This window comes from Streptomyces sp. NBC_01261 (assembly GCF_036226385.1).
Lineage (GTDB): Bacteria > Actinomycetota > Actinomycetes > Streptomycetales > Streptomycetaceae > Streptomyces.
Genome location: NZ_CP108463.1, coordinates 4721021 through 4737009, shown reverse-complemented (window position 1 = coordinate 4737009; position 15989 = coordinate 4721021). Strand labels below are relative to the sequence as shown.

Here is a 15989-nt window from a genome sequence, read left to right as displayed (position 1 = left end):
ATTCCTCAGTCCCTCAGCCCGATGGCCTAGCGGATGTTCGGGTCGAAGGTGAAGATCACCAGCGTGCCCAGCAGGATGGTGAACACCGTGGCGGTGTAGAGCAGGCCCTTGAGCCACAGCCGGGTGTTCGCGCGCTCCGCGTAGTCGTTGATGATCGTGCGCAGGCCGTTGGCGCCGTGCAGCATCGCCAGCCAGAGCATCAGCAGGTCCCAGACCTGCCAGAACGGCGAGGCCCAGCGGCCCGCCACGAAGGCGAAGCCGATCTTGGAGACACCGCCGTCCAGCACGAGCTGGATCAGCAGGTGGCCCAGGACCAGGACGACCAGCACGACACCGGACAGGCGCATGAAGAGCCAGCCGTACATCTCGAAGTTGCCCCGGGTCGATTTCGGGGTCTTCTTGGTGCGCTTGCGGGGGGCCTCGATGAGGGGCGCGGGGTTGTCCACGGTGTAGACGGCCGCGCTCTCCACCGGGCCGATGCCCGACGCTGCGGTTTCAGTCGTGACTGTGTTGTTTGACATGCGTTTGCGTCAGCTCCCGAAGACGACACGAGCGGCGTGGCCGAGCACGGGGTAGATCGCCCCGAGCATGAGCACGAGCCACAGGCCTACGACGGACCAGAGCATCTGCTTCTGGTAGCGCGGGCCCTTCGACCAGAAGTCGACGGCGATGACGCGCAGGCCGTTGAGGGCGTGGAAGAGGATCGCGGCGACGAGGCCGTACTCCAGCAGTGCCACGATCGGCGTCTTGTAGGTGGCTACGACCTTGTCGTAGTCCTCGGGGGAGACACGCACAAGAGCGGTGTCCAGCACGTGTACGAACAGGAAGAAGAAGATGAGGACGCCGGTGACTCGATGAGCCACCCAGGACCACATTCCTTCCCGGCCGCGGTACAGCGTTCCAGCCGGCACGGAAGAACCCTCCGGGAGCGGGGATTTAGGGCCGCGCCGGCTTCTCTGTCGGTCGGGCCCGGCCGGGTACGGTCCTCCGGCCCTCAGCATCGTATCCAGCCGTTGACGTCGGTCTTACGGCGGGCCTGCTGGTGTGATCAAAATGGCACTCAAAGGTGCACGTACGGGCTAGTTTCGGGCGGCTAATGGGTAGGGGGCTCGTCCGTTTTGCCGGGTGCGGGTCCGTTGTGGCTGGTCGCGCAGTTCCCCGCGCCCCTGAAGACGAAAACGCTCAGCAGGCGCCCTCTTGCAAGGCGCCGTAGCTCCTCCGCCACCACTACCCGCTCCTCCTCCGGATCGTTCGTCAGGCGGGATCGGATGCCTGCCAGGACGTGGTCGAGGACCTCGTCCGGGGCAATGCCGTCCGGGCAGATGACGAACACGTGGCCGAAGCGGGCCTCGTATGCCGCGTGGGCCGCGTCCAGGGCCATGTGGGCGGCCTCGTAGGTGTCGGCGGGCAGCACGGGCAACGACTCTCCCGCCAGTGCTTCCGCCAGGTCGCCCGGGGTCAGGTCGTACGCCGCCTCGTCGGACGCGGCGAGTAGGGAGTCGAGGTCGGGGTAGGGGCGGTGGTCGGTGAGGCGGCGGGACCAGCGGAGGCTGTGGAGGCAGGTGAGGAGGGTGTGCCGGGCGTCGTCGGCGGGCGCGGTGTTGAACGCGTCCAGCGATTTCGGGGACGGCGAGGTGCGGGACTGCTCGGGCAGCGCAGGTATGGCCACTCGGCCGGGGAGGTGGGGGAGGCGGTGCGCAGGCAGGGTGGATCCTCGCGTCACGGACGGTGCGGCAGGGGATGCGGTGCCGAAGAGTGAGAAGTGCGTCACCACGTTATCGGGAGTGGTCATGAGGTGTCCGACAGATGCCCGAATTTCACCCGGACGGGAGAGTTTCGGAACGCGTGGTGGACACCCGCGATCCACCCGGGGCCGTAGGTTGGCGCCGTGAGCCAGCACAGGCGCCGCTCGTCGGCGAAGCAGGTGAAGCCGTCGAACCCCTTGAGGCAGCGGCGGGGGCTGATCGCGGTCGCCGCGGCCACGGTTGTGGTCGGCGGCGGGGTGGGTCTCGGGCTGTGGGCCGCGTCCGGGGACGAGGGTGGTTCCGGGGGTACGGCGGTCGGGTCCGCCGACGAGACCTCCGCCGCCTCGCGCGGCGCGGCCTCCCGTTCCGCGTCCCCGACGCCGAGTCCGACCCGCTCGTATCCGCTGTCGCAGACGCCCCGCACCATTCCCGCCGTGCGTTCCCACACCCCCGCGCGCGGTCCCGGCTGGCGGCCCGCCAAGGGGGACCGGGTCGTCGTCGAGGACGCCGATCTCGTCGACGAGGGGCGGCTGATCGCCGGGGAGCTGGGGCTGACGTACGGCGGCGAGTCGGGTGACGTGCGCGCCGGGGACGTACGACTGGCCCTGAACGACGACGAGGGCGCGAACCCGGAGTCGTACGCGATGACCGTGCGCGGCGGGCGGGTCACCATCAGCGGGCCCTCGGACGCGGGGGTGTTCTACGGCACCCGGACGCTCAAGCAGGAGGTGCACGGCGGCGGTACGGCGCCGGAGGGCGTCGTGCACGACCAACCGGCCAAGCCGCGGCGCGGGTTCATGCTGGACATCGCGCGCAAGCCGTTCACCGCGGCCTGGATCGAGGACCGGGTACGGGAGTTGGGCGACCTCAAGTTCAACGAACTGGGGCTGCACTTCTCCGACGACCAGGGCTTCCGGATCGAGTCGACCAGCCATCCCGAGATCGTGTCGAAGGACCACCTCACCAAGGCGCAGGTCAAGCAGATCGTCGACCTCGCGGCCAGCCGGCACATCACCGTTGTGCCCGAGATCGACTCGCCGGGACACCTGGGCGCGGTGCTCGCCGCCCATCCGGATCTGCAGCTGCGGAACGTGTCGGGCGTCGCCACGCGCGGTGCGATCGACATCTCCAAGGACGCCTCCGCCGCGATCGTCGACGAACTCCTCGACGAGTACGCCGGGTTGTTCCCCGGCGACCAGTGGCACCTCGGCGGCGACGAGTACCAGGCGCTGACCGTCGCCAACCCCCAGGCATCCTTCCCGCAGTTGGCGGCCGAGGCCACGAAGGCCTACGGCTCGCGCGGCACCGTCGCCGACCTCACCACCGGCTGGCTCAACGACCGCGCCGACACCGTCCGCACCCACGACCGCACGATGCGGGTGTGGAACGACGGTTTCTTCGCGGGTACGTCCGTGCGGGCCGCCAAGGATCTCCAGGTGGCGTACTGGACGGGCAAGGAGATCGGCGCCCGGCCGCCCGTCGCGTATCTGAGCGCGGGGCGCAAGGTCCTCAACTACAACGACGAGTACCTGTATTACGTCCTCGGCGAGCCGCAGACCTTCGTCTATCCGACGGGACGGCGGATCTACGAACAGTGGACGCCGCGCGTGCTGCGCGGCACGACGGCGGTCCCCGCGAAGTACGACAGCCAGATCCTCGGCGGGTCCTTCGCGGTCTGGTGCGACCTCGCCAACTCCCAGACGCAGAACCAGGTCGCGGCCGGAATCCGGATGCCGCTGCGGGCCACGGTCCAGAAGCTGTGGGATCCGGGGACGCCCGCGCTGACCTGGACGCAGTTCAAGTCGCTTGCGGACAAGGTGGGTTGAGCGGGGCGGTCGGCGGGGTCGGCATGCCGTTGGGCTTGCGGGACCGGTGAATCGTGTGTTCCCCCCTCCTGTTCGCACTCGGGGGGTTTCACCATGTCCGTTCCCATGCCCATGCCCAGACCGGTGTCCCGTCTCCGCTCACCGGTCGGTCCGGTCCGGGCCGCCGCCGCGCTGCTCGGGATCGTCATCGCCGCCGATCTGTTCGCCGTCCACGCCGGTCTCGCCCTGTACGACGTGACGGGCGACCTCATGAACGGCGCGACCGGCGGTGCGGTCCTCCGGCGGGCCGACGCCGCGGAATCGCTCGACTCGCTGGCCTTGAAAGTCCACTCGGGCTCGATGCTCGTGTGCGTCATCGTGTACGTGTCCTGGTTCGCCCCGGGGCTGAACTTCTGGTATCCGCGCCGGATCACCCTGGAGGTCTGGGACGCCAGCAGTCCCGCGGGCATCCGCAGGCCGCATCTGCTGGTCAACGCGTGGTGGACGCTGTGGCTCCTGGCGATCCTCGTCGTCCTGCGGCTGACCCGCATGCAGCACGAGAAGGCGCCGGCGAGGGCGGGCGTTCCGGTCGAGGCCTGAGGGATTCCGTTCAGTTGGCCGAAAACCTCTTCTTCCCTTTTCTCTGCCTGCTCGGGGGTGTCCCGTGTGACACTCCCGGTGTGGGGCCTGCCGTCAGGGGAGATGCGGGCTCCATAGGGGAGGGGCCCCGCTGAGGGAGGTCTGGATGAGTCTGGTGGAACTGATCGCGCAGGCCGACGATCGCGCACTGACTGCCAGTGGACTGGCTTGTTTGGATCGGTGCGTGCCGTTGCTGGGCGGCGACGACGAGGTGCTGCGTCCGCTGTGGACCAGCCTCGCCGACCCGGCCGCGGGGGAGACGTGGGGCGAGTGCCTGGAGCGGGCCCGCGCCAAGCTGCCCGCGTACTTCGAGGAACCCGGCGAGGAACCCGGCGAGGAATCCGGCGAGGAGTCCGGTGACGACCGCGCCGTGCGGCTCGCCCGGCAGATGCTCGCGACCGCACCGGCCGAACCGGCCGGCACTCCGGTGCGGGAGTGGGCCGACGCCTGTTCGGTCGCCTCGCTGCGGATCCACCGGCTCCTGGAGGTCATGGCCGCCGCCGACGATGCCGACGGCGCCGACGAAATCGCCGCCCGCCGTGAAGGTCGTACGGACGGCATGTCGCCCCTCGTCGCCGCCGAGCTGCGCCGTCAGATCACCGTCCTCGAACTCCTCGCCGGAACCGGGAGCGGCCCCGCAGTCGGCGGACTGCGCCAGGTGCTCGCGGTGTCGACGGAGGGGCGCCGGGTGCTGCGCGCGGTGGTCTCGCGGCGGGCGCGCGGCCGGAGTTGAGCGGGAGCCGAGAGCGAGGTCTGTGACCGTCGTGCGGCGGGGGTGGGTCGGTCCTGCGCCGGTCCGCGGAAATGCCCGGATCGGGGTGCCGGGAACCACCGTGATCAGGGTTTTCTCGGTGCTATGACACACGTGATGACAGCGCGGGAGCAGCGGCCCTCCGCCGCCGCCCGGCCCGTGCGATGGGCGGCGGACGCGGTGGCGACGATGCGCGAGGGGGCCCGGGTGCGGCTCGACTACTCGGCGCAGAGCCTGTGGCGGGTCGACCGGACGATCGAGGAGATACGGCGGGACGGGGCGCCGTACGCCGCGATCGAGAGCGAGTTGCGCGGGTTCGGGGCGTACGCCGGTGAGGTGATCGCGCGGCAGACCGGTGGTGAGTGGTGGGCGACCGGGGGTGAGCACTGGCTGCGTACTCCGGAGGGGCTGTTGTGGGACCCCATCGACGAGGCGCGGCGGTGTTTCGGTGGGCACGGGTCGCTGCGGCTGCTGTGCCGGGACGCGGTGAACGGCGTGCGCCGGTAGGGGAGTTCGGCGCCCGGCACGCAGCGGGGCCCGGTCGGCAAAATCGGCGTAATAAGAGACGCTGGCGTTCCCAAGGGGCCGGATGCGGGAGGACGATGAGGGCGATCGCCGGACCCGGGGAGGATCCATGGCCGAGAACCGTCGTTGGTGGGCGCTGGTCGTCATCGCGCTCGCGCAGTTGATGGTCGTCCTGGACATGACCATCGTCAACATCGCACTGCCGTCCGCCCAGACCGACCTGGGCATGTCGGACGGGAACCGGCAGTGGGTCATCACCGCCTACACCCTGGCGTTCGGCGGGCTGTTGCTGCTCGGTGGCCGGATCGCGGACCTCGCCGGGCGCAAGAACACCTTCATGATCGGGCTGATCGGCTTCGCCGCCGCGTCCGCGCTCGGCGGGGCCGCGGCCAACCAGGGCATGCTGTTCGGCGCCCGCGCGCTGCAAGGAGTCTTCGCCGCACTGCTGGCCCCCTCCGCGCTCTCGCTCCTCACGACGACGTTCACCGACCCGAAGGACCGCAGCAAGGCCTTCGGCGTGTTCGGCGCGATTGTCGGCGCGGGCGCGGCAGTTGGGCTGCTGGCGGGCGGCTTCCTCACCCAGTACCTGGACTGGCGCTGGTGTCTCTACGTCAACGTCCCCATCGCGCTGGTCGCGTTCGCCGGCGCCTGGGTCCTGCTCAGCGACAGCTCCCGGCACCCGGACGCCCACCTCGACATCCCCGGCGCGCTGCTCGGTTCCCTCGGCATGCTGACGCTGGTGTACGGCTTCTCCGAGGCGGAGTCGCGGAGTTGGGGCGACGGACTGGTCCTGACCCTGCTCGCCGCCGGGGTCGTGCTGCTCGGCGCCTTCGGGTTCTGGCAGACGCGGGCGCGGGTGCCGCTGCTGCCGATGACGGTGGTGAAGGACCGTCAGCGGGTCGGCGCGTTCCTGACCATCCTGTTCGTCACCATCGGCATGTTCGGCGTGTTCCTCTTCCTCACCTACTACATGCAGCGCGTCCTCGGATACTCGCCGGTCAAGACGGGCGTCGCCTATCTCCCCATCACCGTCGGCATGATCACCGGCTCGACCCAGATCGCGGCCCGGCTGCTGCACCGGGTTCCGCCGCGCACCCTGATGGTCCCGGGCCTGCTGTGCGCGGCGGGCGCGCTCGCGCTGATCGCGCAGGTCGGGGTGGAGCCCGCGTACGCCACGTACATCCTGCCCGGCATGCTGATGCTCGGCCTCGGCATGGGTACGGCGATGATGACCTCGGTGTCCCTGGCCACCGGAGGCGTCGCACCCCGCGACTCCGGCGCGGCCTCCGCCACCTTCAACACCGCCCAGCAGGTGGGCGGTTCGATCGGTACGGCCCTCCTCAACACGATCGCCGCCACCGTCACCACCCGCTACGCCACCGCCCACGCGGGCCCCGGCGCGAACCGGAGACTCCTTGAGGCGAAGGCCGCCGTGCACGGCTTCAACGTCGCCACCTGGTGGGCCATGGCCTCGATCCTGCTGGCCGCACTCATCGCCGGCGTCCTGGTGAACGCGGACCGGGTACCCACACCGGGCACGGTGACGGAGGAGGCCCCGCAGCAGCCGGTGGAGACCGCCATCTGAGCACCAGGCCTACGGCCCCCCAACTAGGCTTACGACGCCTGCGCTTGACCCGCTCGAAGCAGGCGACGAGCTCCGGATCGAGGGGCGGCGCCTCGCGCGGGGTGCCGCCGTCGCACAGCGATTCGGTGGCCCCGGCGGCCACGGCCGTCCGCGCGGCGACGGGCGAGGTGTCTGTGCGCCCGCCGTCCTGCTCGGCGTCCGTGACCCGGCACTCGGCGTCGGCGCGCTCCCGGTATTCCGACGACACGTCCTCGACGTCGCTGACCGGGTTGAGCGCCCGCTGCGTGTGCGGTGGCCGGTGTCCGTCCTCGGTGTACCAGTCGGCGGTCTTCGGCTCGCAGGGCGGACGCCGGTGCGGGGTGCCGCCGTAGGCCAACAGGTCGCCGAACGCCTGGACTTGGCGGGTGTGTCCGCCGGTCGGCCAGTGCGCCATGTCGAGATCGGGCTTGCTCGTGCGCGGTGCCTCGCGGGCTAGGTCGGCGTGGGGGGCGCGACAACTGCCCTGTGGTCGGCGGTTGTTGAGGTACCCGGGAAGTCCTCCGTCGTCTGTTGGCGGGTCGCCGGATCGGGGTCCGCGAAGGCGGCGACGCGGGCGATGATCCCGCGCAGGCCCTGGCCGAGGACACCGGTACGGCGGTCGGGCATGGGTCTCCTTCGTTCGCGGGGACGCCATGGGCGGACGTGCCCCGTCGGCGGGCTGTGACGTTTCTGTGTGGGGTGGCGCTGATGGCGATGGGGGGTGCGGGGGATCGCTGCTCGGGGGTGCGGGGGTGCGTCGCGCTTGTGGTGACGGTGGGTAACTGCCGCCCGGACATGGATACTTCGCGCACTCGGTACGGACGAGGACAGTCCTTGGGCAAGACAGGCGAGCCCCGGCGAGGGCACGCGTACGACGGGGAACTGGGCGCGGCCGTCGCGCGGGCCCAGGAGGGCGACGACGGCGCTTTCGCGGTCGCGTACCGGATCGTGCAGCCCGGGCTGCTCGGGTATCTGCGCGGGCTGGTCGGCGACGACGCCGAGGACGTGGCGTCCGACGCGTGGCTGGAGATCGCCCGCGACCTGGGCCGGTTCCGCGGCGACGGGGCGGGATTCCGCGGCTGGACGGCGACCATCGCCCGGCACCGGGCGCTCGACCATCTGCGGCGGCTGAGGGTGCGTCCGAGATCGGCGACGCTGGAACAGGACGTACTCGAACTGCCCGGCCCGCACAGCACCCACGACCAGGCGCTGGAGTCCCTCTCCACGGAGTACGCGCTCGGGCTGGTCCGGGGGTTGCCGCGGGACCAGGCCGAGGCCGTGCTGCTGCGGGTGGTCGTGGGGCTCGACGGGCCTGCCGCCGCACGGGTGTTGGGGAAGCGGCCTGGTGCGGTGCGTACGGCCGCCTATCGGGGGTTGCGGCGGCTGGCGCGCGAACTGGGCGTGAGAGAAGGCGTGGGGGAGAGGGACGGAGACGGACATCATGGCTGACCGTGACACGGGCCTTCCGGGTCTCCCCGGCCCCTCTGATCTCCCGGGCCTTCCCGGTCTGCTGGGCGCGGCTCTCCGCGAGGGGGACGTGGACGGCGAGGCGGAACGGCGGGCGGTGGCGGCGTTCAGGGCGGCGCGGGACGCGGGGTTCCAGGAGGCGCGGACGCGGAGGCAGGATGACTGGCGGCCCGGGGGCGCGACGTAGGGACTTCGCGCATCGCCGCTTCTGTCTGTTCCTGACCGCTACTGGTCAGGCGCTCGTCATGCGGCCAAGGGCGCCTTGCTGGTGCCGGCGTTGGTCAGGCGAGAGGAACGTGGTCCCTGCGGGATCGTGTGGCGTGAGCTGCTCCTGGTGACCGGGCCCCGGACGACGCTCGAAGCGGCGGAGCTCAGGAAGTCCGGGGCCGAGGTCGGGCCGGCCCCGGATCTTCCTCAATAGGTCAGGGGTGCGAGGTCAGGCCGGGCTGATGTTCTCGGCCTGGGGGCCCTTCTGGCCCTGGGTGACGTCGAACGTCACGACCTGGCCCTCCTGGAGCTCACGGAAGCCCGACGAGTTGATCGCGGAGTAGTGCGCGAAGACATCCGGGCCGCCACCGTCCTGGGCGATGAAACCGAAGCCCTTCTCCGCGTTGAACCACTTCACAGTTCCCGTAGCCATGTCTCATGCCTTCCAGTCGATGAACGCCTCCCACTCCTTGTGGCAGACGGAGGTGATCGCCCTGGTCCCTGCGGCACAGCACAGCAAAACGCCCACGCCAAGAGCGTGGGCTATAGGGAATTCCGAACCACGACAGCTGACACAGACGCTACATGCCCACACCCCGTGTCACCAGGGAAAGCGATCACTCGTGACACCGGGACCGGGCGGACGGTGCCCGCCGTCGCCGACGGGCTCAGCCGTCTCAGGCCGTGCTCGTCGGATCCGCCGCCTCCGCGGTGCGGCGGTATTCGGCGTTGATGCGCTGGGCTTCTTCGAGCTGGTCTTCGAGGATGATGATGCGGCAGGCGGCCTCGACGGAAGTGCCGTGGTCGACGAGTTCGCGGGCGCGCGCGGCGATGCGCAGCTGGTAGCGGGAGTAGCGGCGGTGGCCGCCCTCGGAGCGGAGCGGGGTGATGAGGCGCGCTTCGCCGATGGCGCGGAGGAAGCCCTGGGTGGTGCCGAGCAGTTCGGCGGCTCCGCCCATCGTGTAGGCGGGGTAGTCGTCGTCGTCGATACGGCTGAACGAGTCGTCTGCTGTCATTTGCACCTCTCTGTGGAACGCGTCGAGGGGCCTTGGTGCCGTACGGCACCAAGGCCCCGAAGGAACTGCTACACCATCTGCCGACCCTGACGAGGCGTCGGCCTTCTGTTTCCGCTGCCCTGACCTGAATGCCGTCTGGGCCGCTGGGATCGCGGTTGCTTGACCGGAGACCACCTCACTATCGATGTCCTGCGGTACCCGGGTTCAAGATGTCGGCCCGGGCGATCCTGATGGCGCTCGGCTCCTCCGTTCTTCCCTCTGGGGTCAACTGCTTACAAGTGGGGTACTGCGTACTGCCGGGTCCTGCTCACGGCGGCCCCTGATCACTGCGGGCCACCCGGTCCGGTCGTCAGTCCCGTCGCCGTCCTGCAACCGCTCTGGCTTCGGAACTCCACCACCGCACCGCTCTGCGAACTGCACTTGCTGGTACTGCTCCGCCCGGCAGTTCGTGTCTGCCGGGCCGTGCTGTCTCTCTGGGCTACGAGAGAACCATAATCACGTCCCCGCGCCAATGTCTACTCCAACAAACATAGATTTCCCCGTGTTCGACAGCCAGGCAATCCGGCTCGAACGGCGGCGGGGGCAGGAGCGAGGGCCCGCCTGATTAGCGAGCCGCAGGCCGGGGCACAAGACCCGCCAGGCAGAACCGGACAACGATCCAGAGACCGGGGAGACCTGATGAACACCATGAGCGTCAACGTCGCGACCGTCGGCCCGGCGACCTCCGTCGCCGGCGCACGCGACAGCGCCCGGGCCTTCCTCGAAGGTCTCGACCGTCCGATCGCGGCCGAAGTCGCCGGCACCGTGGTCCTGGTCGTCTCGGAACTCGTCACCAACGCCCTGCGTCACGGCGGCGGCACCTGCACCCTGAACCTGACCGCGCACCCGGACGGCGTCGAGGTGGCCGTGCGCGACCGCAGCTCCCGGACGCCGCGCATGCGTACCCCCGATCTGAACGGTGGCACGGGAGGCTTCGGCTGGCCCATGGTCAACCGCCTCGCCCGGACCACCGCCGTGACCCGTCAGGCAGCAGGCGGCAAGACCGTCAGCGCCCTCGTCGCCCGGTGACGCGGGGACCCGGAAACGGCACGGGTCACGGCACCTGCCGTGACAGCACGAATCCCGGCAGCCAACGGGCTGCCGGGACCGGGATCAGGAGTGGTGCCCCTACTTGGGCTTGATGGCGTCCTTGGCCTTCTCCTTCGCCGCGCGCAGGTCGCCCTTGGTCTCCTCGGCGCGTCCCTCGGCCTCAAGGGACTCGTTGCCCACCGCTCCGCCGACGATCTTCTTGACCTTGCCCTTGGCCTGCTCGCCCTTGGCCTTCGCCTTCTCGTCCTCAGCCACAACCACTCACCCCTGTCTGTCTCGAAATAGGTTCGCCACCCGTCTCACCGCGGATCCCCTCGTCAAACCGCACGGTTGCCGCACGGACTCCCCACGTGAATCCGACGTTCCGGGCCGCTTGAGAAACACATGAAATCCGCAGGAGTGAAGATCGCTCCACAGGGCACGTGGAGGATCGGAGGTTGATAACAATGGTTCCTATTCTTCTTGTTCTTCTGCTTGCCCTGATCCTCTTCGGTGCCGGTTTCGCACTCAAGGCGCTGTGGTGGATAGCCGTCATCGTGCTGATCGTGTGGGTTCTCGGCTTCGTCGTCCGCCCCACGGCGAGCGGGGGCAAGCGTGGCCGCTGGTACCGCTGGTAGGCGGACACCCGTCACGTTCCGACGTGGCACTCCGATTTCCGAAGTTCTGAAGAGACGTCACTGAATTCGACAACGCCGGTACGACTCCGCGGTTCGACCGCGGGAGTAACAGAGAATCTCGATGAGGGGGCCGTTCACATGAGCGACAACATCTGGGGCTACCAGCCGACCACCGGTCATGCCACGGGCACCGACCTGATCGGATACAAGGTCGAGGCCACCGACGGCAGCATCGGCAAGGTCGACAAGCACTCGGACGACGTCGCCGCCGCGTACCTCGTCGTCGACACCGGCGTGTGGATCTTCGGCCAGCACGTCCTGCTGCCCGCCGGAACCGTGAAGACGGTCGACCAGGCCGAGGGCAAGATCTACGTCGGCCTCACGAGGGACCAGATCAGGGAGTCCCCCGAGTTCGACAAGGACAAGCACGTCGGTGACGTCGGCTACCACGAGCAGGTCGCCGACTACTACCAGACCCAGCGATGCGTCTGACGTCAGCACCAGCCCGGATGCGGGGCCGGCCGGAGAGACTCCGGCCGGCCCCGCATCCGTCGTCCGGGCCGGGGGACCCCGTCCGACAGCTGCCGGCGGACCCGCTCTGAAATCACCTGGCATGTATTCCGCGAACCCGGGTAGGCCGATCATTGTCGGCGGACAAGGAACCGTCGGCACGGAGTCCGGACAACGCGGAGGGGCCTGACATGACGGTGACGAAGACGGCGGACGCACAGACCCGGGTGCTGCCGGAGATCGCGGACCCCTCACAGGTCGCGCCCAAGGACGCCCGCCAGCTGACCAGGCTGTTCCTCGATCAGCTCGCCGTCCTCGAAGAGGGCACGCGCGAGTACCAGTACGCGCGCAACACCCTCATCGAAATGAACGTCACGCTCGTCCGGTACGCGGCTTCGCGGTTCCGCAGCCGTGGCCAGGACGAGATGGAGGACATCGTCCAGGTCGGCACGATCGGGCTGATCAAGGCCATCGACCGGTTCGAACTCACCCGCGAAGTCGAGTTCACCTCCTTCGCGGTCCCCTACATCACCGGCGAGATCAAGCGCTTCTTCCGCGACACGTCCTGGGCCGTCCACGTCCCCCGCCGCCTTCAGGAAGCCCGCGTCCAGCTCGCCAAAGCCACCGAAGAGCTCCGCAGCCGGCTCGGCCGTACGCCCACCACCAAGGAACTCTCCGAGCTGATGTGCCTCAGCGAGGAAGAGGTCAACGAAGCACGTCTGGCCTCCAACGGCTACAACTCCGCCTCCCTCGACGCCGCCATCAACTCCGGCGACGACGGCGAAGCCGCGCTGGCCGACTTCATCGGCCTCGACGACAACGCCCTCGAACTCGTCGAGGACTTCAACGCCCTGGCCCCCCTGATCGCCGAACTCGACGACCGCGAGCGGCGCATCATCCACATGCGGTTCGTCGACGAACTCACCCAGGCCCAGATCGGCGAACACCTCGGCGTCTCCCAGATGCACGTCTCCCGCCTGCTCAACCGCACCCTCGCCAAGCTCCGCGCGGGCATGCTCACCACCAACTAGGCCACGCTGATCCGCACACAACGGCTGCTCCCCACCTCGCAAGGGCGGTGGGGAGCAGCCGCTGTGTGCGGATCTGTCGACGTGTGACGGGGTGCCGCAACCGTGCCCGTCGGGTCAGACGTCGCGCCAGCGGGCGTTGGCCCACGAGAAGACACCGAAGGCCATGAGGCCGACCGCTATCAGCGCCAGCAGCCAGGGTCCCGCGGGGGTGCCGGCGAAGGTACGCAAGGTGTCGTCCATGCCCTTGGCCTCGCCGGGCTTGTGCCGGACCGCCGCGGCGATGGCGAAGCCGCCCGCCGTGGCGAAGACGATGCCCCGGGCCGTTCCGCCGAACACACCGAAGGCGACGACGACCTGACGCGTCGTCCGGGACATCTCCGTCATCTTCAGATGCTTCTCGAACTTGCGCAGGAGCGCCCGGACGGCGATCCACACGCCGGCACCGGTCACCGCGGCACCGGCGATGCCGACGATCCACTGCCCGCCGGGCCAGTCCAGCGCCTTCGCCGTGACGTCCTGGGAGTTCTTGTCGGAACTCCCGCTGCCGCTGCTCTTGTTGCCGGCCGCGTAGGCGAGCACGGAGTACGCGACGAAGCCGTAGAAGACGCAACGGGCCGCCGCCACCGCCCTCTTGCCTGGTTTGTCGCCGTCGGGGCCCGCCTGTCCGAAGGCGGCCTCGGACAGCCGCCACAGGGACATTCCGGCCAGCGCGATGCCCAGCAGCCACAACAGCACTGTGCCGAAGGGCTTCTGGGCGATCTCCGCGATCGCGCCACCCCGGTCGGCCTGCTTACCGCCGCCGAAGAAGGCGATCCGCAGGGAGAGGACACCGATCAGTACGTAGATGACCCCGCGGGCGACGAAGCCCGCACGGGCCGCCGCCGCGACCGTCTTGCTGTTCGCCGCACGGTGGGCCTGTCCCCGCCCGCGTGCCGTTGCCGATCCAGTAGCCATGCTGTTCCGGATGCCCTCGAAGTGCGAGGCCATCCCGGTTTTGTCCTCCGGCTCGATGTCCAGGAAGGTGCAGCCATGCCAAACACGCAGAACGCAGCCGACGCAGCCGCCGAAACGGCGGGAACCGTCGGGTCCGAGGAGCCTGGCGACGCGGAGGACGTCGATGGCGTCCTCGACGACCGGGCCCGGCGCACCAGACGCAGGCTGGAACGGCTCATAGGGATCGCGGCCACGGAAGGCAACGCGCTGCTCCCGTTGCGCAACGGGGACGAGATCTTCGGCGCCATGCTGGGCCGGATCCGTTCCGCCCGCCACACCGTGGACATGATGACGTTCGTGTACTGGAAGGGAGAGATCGCCCGGCAGTTCGCCGACGCGCTCGCGGAGCGGGCGCGCGAAGGCGTGAGGGTACGGCTGCTGCTGGACGGCTTCGGGAGCCGGCTCATCGAGAAGGACCAGCTGGAGGCGATGGAGCGGGCCGGCGTGCAGGTGGCCTGGTTCCGCAAGCCGTTGTACCTGTCTCCGCTGAAGCAGAACCACCGCTGTCACCGCAAGGTCCTCGTCGTCGACGAGGAGACGGCCTTCACCGGTGGCGTCGGCATCGCCGAGGAATGGTGCGGCGACGCCCGCACCCCGGACGAGTGGCGCGACACCCACGTCCAGGTGACCGGACCCGCGGTGGACGGACTGGCCGCCGCCTTCGCCCAGAACTGGGCCGAGTGCCATGAGGAACTCTTCGACGACCGCGACCGGTTCACCGACCACACCCCGCAGGGTGATGCCGTGGTGCAGGTCGTCCGGGGCTCGGCCAGCTTCGGCTGGCAGGACATGCAGACCCTGTTCCGCGTGGTGATCGAGACGGCGGAGGAACGGATCCGGCTGGCCACCGCCTACTTCGCGCCCGACGCGTACTTCATCGAGCTGCTGTGCGCCGCCGCCCGCCGAGGGGTCGAGGTGGAGATCCTGCTGCCGGGCCCGTACACCGACAAGCGGGTCTGCCAACTCGCGGGCCAGCGCTACTACGAGGACCTCACCGGATGCGGGGTGAAGATCTACCACTACCAGCCGACCATGCTCCACACCAAGGTTGTCACCGTCGACAGGGCCACGGCGCTCATCGGCTCGACGAACTTCAACCGCCGCTCCCTCGACCACGACGAGGAGGTCATGCTCGCCGTACTGGACCCCGCGTTCACCGCGACGCTGGACCGCCACTTCACGGAAGACCTGGAGCACAGCGAACGCATCCGTGCCGGACGGTGGAAGCGCCGCGCGCTGCTCCAGCGCGCCAAGGAGACGGCTGTCCTGCCGATACGGCGCTTCCTCTGACCTGTCCCTCGGTCTCGATGCGGGCGCTACGGCCTTTCGGAAAGGGGAATCGACCTGGCTGTGTTGATTCTTGTACTTCTTCTCGCGCTGATTTTGGGGAGCGCCGGATTCGCGATCCATCGACGTGTAGTCGATATTTCAAATTGTGTGGGACCGGAAACGGTGGGCACTCGACGTTCCGAGGGACGCCCACCGACATTCCGGACGGGCTTCCCCGGTATTTCACGCACTGCAAGGGGAGGTTTTTGTATGACGGACAACATGTGGGGCTACGGGACCGAGTCGGGCCACCGGACGGGGACGGACCTGACCGGATTCAAGGTCGAGGCGAGCGACGGTTCGATCGGCAAGGTCGACAAGCACTCCGAGGACGTCGGAGCCGCGTACATCGTCGTCGACACCGGAGTGTGGATCTTCGGCAAGCAGGTTCTGCTCCCTGCCGGTGTCATCTCCTCCATCGACGTCGCGGACCGGACGATCCACGTCGGCCGTACCAAGGAAGAGATCAAGAACTCCCCCGAGTTCGACAAGGACAAGCACATCGGTGACGCCGGCTACCACGAGCAGGTCGGCGGCTACTACGGAGACCACCGAGCCTGACGGTCACCACAGCGCACAGGGGCGGGTGCCGGCGTTCTGCCGACGCCCGCCCCTCGCCGTGCCCGGGGAATCGTCGTCGGCCGTCGGGGTACCCGCGCCGT

At 69.2% G+C, this 15989-nt stretch carries 22 protein-coding genes; 13 read left to right on the top strand and 9 right to left on the bottom strand.

Annotated features, from left to right (window positions below):
• Positions 1–26 precede the first annotated feature (26 nt).
• The 3 genes from OG226_RS20570 to OG226_RS20560 all read right to left on the bottom strand — a co-directional run bounded on the left by OG226_RS20570 (position 27) and on the right by OG226_RS20560 (position 1723).
• The gene (locus OG226_RS20570) at positions 27–521 is read right to left on the bottom strand and encodes a succinate dehydrogenase hydrophobic membrane anchor subunit (RefSeq protein WP_328679835.1); all 495 of its coding nucleotides are present in this window, start codon (positions 519–521) and stop codon (positions 27–29) included.
• Between the two features lie 9 nt (positions 522–530).
• Positions 531–911, bottom strand: coding sequence for a succinate dehydrogenase, cytochrome b556 subunit (gene sdhC, locus OG226_RS20565; RefSeq protein ID WP_328679833.1), 381 nt, complete (start codon positions 909–911; stop codon positions 531–533).
• Between the two features lie 182 nt (positions 912–1093).
• Positions 1094–1723, bottom strand: a complete 630-nt coding sequence (locus tag OG226_RS20560) for a 2-oxo-4-hydroxy-4-carboxy-5-ureidoimidazoline decarboxylase (protein WP_329353454.1) — start codon at positions 1721–1723, stop codon at positions 1094–1096.
• A 219-nt stretch (positions 1724–1942) separates the two neighbouring features.
• Between OG226_RS20560 and OG226_RS20555 the strand changes: the two genes are divergently transcribed.
• From OG226_RS20555 to OG226_RS20535, 5 genes are all read left to right on the top strand, one after another.
• On the top strand, positions 1943–3571 hold the full coding sequence (locus tag OG226_RS20555) for a beta-N-acetylhexosaminidase (RefSeq protein WP_329353453.1): 1629 nt from the start codon (positions 1943–1945) through the stop codon (positions 3569–3571).
• Positions 3572–3676: 105 nt separating this feature from the next.
• Complete coding sequence (locus OG226_RS20550; RefSeq protein WP_328679831.1) at positions 3677–4150, top strand: DUF4328 domain-containing protein; 474 nt, start codon at positions 3677–3679, stop codon at positions 4148–4150.
• Positions 4151–4295: 145 nt separating this feature from the next.
• On the top strand, positions 4296–4922 hold the full coding sequence (locus OG226_RS20545) for a hypothetical protein (protein ID WP_329349672.1): 627 nt from the start codon (positions 4296–4298) through the stop codon (positions 4920–4922).
• Between the two features lie 135 nt (positions 4923–5057).
• Positions 5058–5447: a hypothetical protein gene (locus OG226_RS20540; RefSeq protein WP_328679829.1), complete on the top strand. Its 390-nt coding sequence runs from the start codon at positions 5058–5060 to the stop codon at positions 5445–5447.
• A gap of 127 nt (positions 5448–5574) precedes the next feature.
• Positions 5575–7050 (top strand): MFS transporter, encoded by a 1476-nt coding sequence (locus tag OG226_RS20535; protein ID WP_328679828.1) that lies wholly within the window; start codon positions 5575–5577, stop codon positions 7048–7050.
• Here OG226_RS20535 and OG226_RS20530 read toward each other — a convergent pair.
• A complete protein-coding gene (locus OG226_RS20530; RefSeq protein ID WP_329349671.1) occupies positions 6956–7483 on the bottom strand; it encodes a hypothetical protein in 528 nt (175 codons plus the stop codon). The genes OG226_RS20535 and OG226_RS20530 overlap by 95 nt on opposite strands.
• A 38-nt stretch (positions 7484–7521) precedes the next feature.
• The gene (locus OG226_RS20525; protein ID WP_329349670.1) at positions 7522–7695 is read right to left on the bottom strand and encodes a hypothetical protein; all 174 of its coding nucleotides are present in this window, start codon (positions 7693–7695) and stop codon (positions 7522–7524) included.
• Between the two features lie 207 nt (positions 7696–7902).
• On the opposite strand from OG226_RS20525, the gene OG226_RS20520 reads away from it, so the two are divergent.
• On the top strand, positions 7903–8517 hold the full coding sequence (locus tag OG226_RS20520) for an RNA polymerase sigma factor (protein ID WP_328679825.1): 615 nt from the start codon (positions 7903–7905) through the stop codon (positions 8515–8517).
• Positions 8510–8722 (top strand): hypothetical protein, encoded by a 213-nt coding sequence (locus OG226_RS20515; protein ID WP_329349669.1) that lies wholly within the window; start codon positions 8510–8512, stop codon positions 8720–8722. Before OG226_RS20520 ends, OG226_RS20515 begins: the two co-directional genes overlap by 8 nt.
• Positions 8723–8971: 249 nt before the next feature.
• Here OG226_RS20515 and OG226_RS20510 read toward each other — a convergent pair whose 3' ends face one another.
• On the bottom strand, positions 8972–9175 hold the full coding sequence (locus tag OG226_RS20510) for a cold-shock protein (protein ID WP_266771059.1): 204 nt from the start codon (positions 9173–9175) through the stop codon (positions 8972–8974).
• A gap of 244 nt (positions 9176–9419) precedes the next feature.
• Positions 9420–9758, bottom strand: coding sequence for a MerR family transcriptional regulator (locus OG226_RS20505; protein ID WP_327401766.1), 339 nt, complete (start codon positions 9756–9758; stop codon positions 9420–9422).
• A gap of 678 nt (positions 9759–10436) precedes the next feature.
• On the opposite strand from OG226_RS20505, the gene OG226_RS20500 reads away from it, so the two are divergent.
• Positions 10437–10826 (top strand): ATP-binding protein, encoded by a 390-nt coding sequence (locus OG226_RS20500; protein ID WP_329349668.1) that lies wholly within the window; start codon positions 10437–10439, stop codon positions 10824–10826.
• A 99-nt stretch (positions 10827–10925) separates the two neighbouring features.
• Here OG226_RS20500 and OG226_RS20495 read toward each other — a convergent pair whose 3' ends face one another.
• The gene (locus OG226_RS20495) at positions 10926–11102 is read right to left on the bottom strand and encodes a CsbD family protein (RefSeq protein WP_328679822.1); all 177 of its coding nucleotides are present in this window, start codon (positions 11100–11102) and stop codon (positions 10926–10928) included.
• A gap of 191 nt (positions 11103–11293) precedes the next feature.
• On the opposite strand from OG226_RS20495, the gene OG226_RS20490 reads away from it, so the two are divergent.
• From OG226_RS20490 to OG226_RS20480, 3 genes are all read left to right on the top strand, one after another.
• Positions 11294–11464 carry a hydrophobic protein gene (locus OG226_RS20490; RefSeq protein WP_328679821.1) on the top strand — a complete coding sequence of 57 codons (171 nt, stop codon included), beginning with the start codon at positions 11294–11296 and terminating at the stop codon, positions 11462–11464.
• A 138-nt stretch (positions 11465–11602) separates the two neighbouring features.
• Positions 11603–11956: a PRC-barrel domain-containing protein gene (locus OG226_RS20485; RefSeq protein ID WP_328679820.1), complete on the top strand. Its 354-nt coding sequence runs from the start codon at positions 11603–11605 to the stop codon at positions 11954–11956.
• A gap of 209 nt (positions 11957–12165) precedes the next feature.
• Positions 12166–13005 carry an RNA polymerase sigma factor SigF gene (locus tag OG226_RS20480; protein WP_328679819.1) on the top strand — a complete coding sequence of 280 codons (840 nt, stop codon included), beginning with the start codon at positions 12166–12168 and terminating at the stop codon, positions 13003–13005.
• A gap of 114 nt (positions 13006–13119) precedes the next feature.
• Here the strand turns inward: OG226_RS20480 and OG226_RS20475 are convergent, their stop codons facing one another.
• Positions 13120–13959, bottom strand: coding sequence for a DUF1206 domain-containing protein (locus tag OG226_RS20475; protein WP_328686375.1), 840 nt, complete (start codon positions 13957–13959; stop codon positions 13120–13122).
• A 75-nt stretch (positions 13960–14034) separates the two neighbouring features.
• Here OG226_RS20475 and OG226_RS20470 point away from each other — a divergent pair, with 75 nt between their 5' ends.
• Together OG226_RS20470 and OG226_RS20465 are read left to right on the top strand one after the other, a co-directional pair.
• Positions 14035–15288: a phospholipase D-like domain-containing protein gene (locus OG226_RS20470; protein WP_328679818.1), complete on the top strand. Its 1254-nt coding sequence runs from the start codon at positions 14035–14037 to the stop codon at positions 15286–15288.
• A 249-nt stretch (positions 15289–15537) separates the two neighbouring features.
• On the top strand, positions 15538–15888 hold the full coding sequence (locus OG226_RS20465) for a PRC-barrel domain containing protein (RefSeq protein WP_328679817.1): 351 nt from the start codon (positions 15538–15540) through the stop codon (positions 15886–15888).
• The last annotated feature ends 101 nt before the right edge of the window (positions 15889–15989 follow it).

Coding starts and splice junctions, on each gene's coding strand:
- OG226_RS20515 (WP_329349669.1), top strand. CDS start 8,510: ATGGCTGACCGTGACACGGGCCTTCCGGGTCTCCCCGGCCCCTCTGAT.
- OG226_RS20510 (WP_266771059.1), bottom strand. CDS start 9,175: ATGGCTACGGGAACTGTGAAGTGGTTCAACGCGGAGAAGGGCTTCGGT.
- OG226_RS20480 (WP_328679819.1), top strand. CDS start 12,166: ATGACGGTGACGAAGACGGCGGACGCACAGACCCGGGTGCTGCCGGAG.
- OG226_RS20540 (WP_328679829.1), top strand. CDS start 5,058: ATGACAGCGCGGGAGCAGCGGCCCTCCGCCGCCGCCCGGCCCGTGCGA.
- OG226_RS20490 (WP_328679821.1), top strand. CDS start 11,294: ATGGTTCCTATTCTTCTTGTTCTTCTGCTTGCCCTGATCCTCTTCGGT.
- OG226_RS20485 (WP_328679820.1), top strand. CDS start 11,603: ATGAGCGACAACATCTGGGGCTACCAGCCGACCACCGGTCATGCCACG.
- OG226_RS20505 (WP_327401766.1), bottom strand. CDS start 9,758: ATGACAGCAGACGACTCGTTCAGCCGTATCGACGACGACGACTACCCC.
- OG226_RS20550 (WP_328679831.1), top strand. CDS start 3,677: ATGCCCATGCCCAGACCGGTGTCCCGTCTCCGCTCACCGGTCGGTCCG.
- OG226_RS20475 (WP_328686375.1), bottom strand. CDS start 13,959: ATGGCTACTGGATCGGCAACGGCACGCGGGCGGGGACAGGCCCACCGT.
- OG226_RS20470 (WP_328679818.1), top strand. CDS start 14,035: ATGCCAAACACGCAGAACGCAGCCGACGCAGCCGCCGAAACGGCGGGA.
- OG226_RS20570 (WP_328679835.1), bottom strand. CDS start 521: ATGTCAAACAACACAGTCACGACTGAAACCGCAGCGTCGGGCATCGGC.
- OG226_RS20525 (WP_329349670.1), bottom strand. CDS start 7,695: ATGCCCGACCGCCGTACCGGTGTCCTCGGCCAGGGCCTGCGCGGGATC.
- OG226_RS20465 (WP_328679817.1), top strand. CDS start 15,538: ATGACGGACAACATGTGGGGCTACGGGACCGAGTCGGGCCACCGGACG.
- OG226_RS20500 (WP_329349668.1), top strand. CDS start 10,437: ATGAACACCATGAGCGTCAACGTCGCGACCGTCGGCCCGGCGACCTCC.
- OG226_RS20535 (WP_328679828.1), top strand. CDS start 5,575: ATGGCCGAGAACCGTCGTTGGTGGGCGCTGGTCGTCATCGCGCTCGCG.
- OG226_RS20545 (WP_329349672.1), top strand. CDS start 4,296: ATGAGTCTGGTGGAACTGATCGCGCAGGCCGACGATCGCGCACTGACT.
- OG226_RS20530 (WP_329349671.1), bottom strand. CDS start 7,483: ATGGCGCACTGGCCGACCGGCGGACACACCCGCCAAGTCCAGGCGTTC.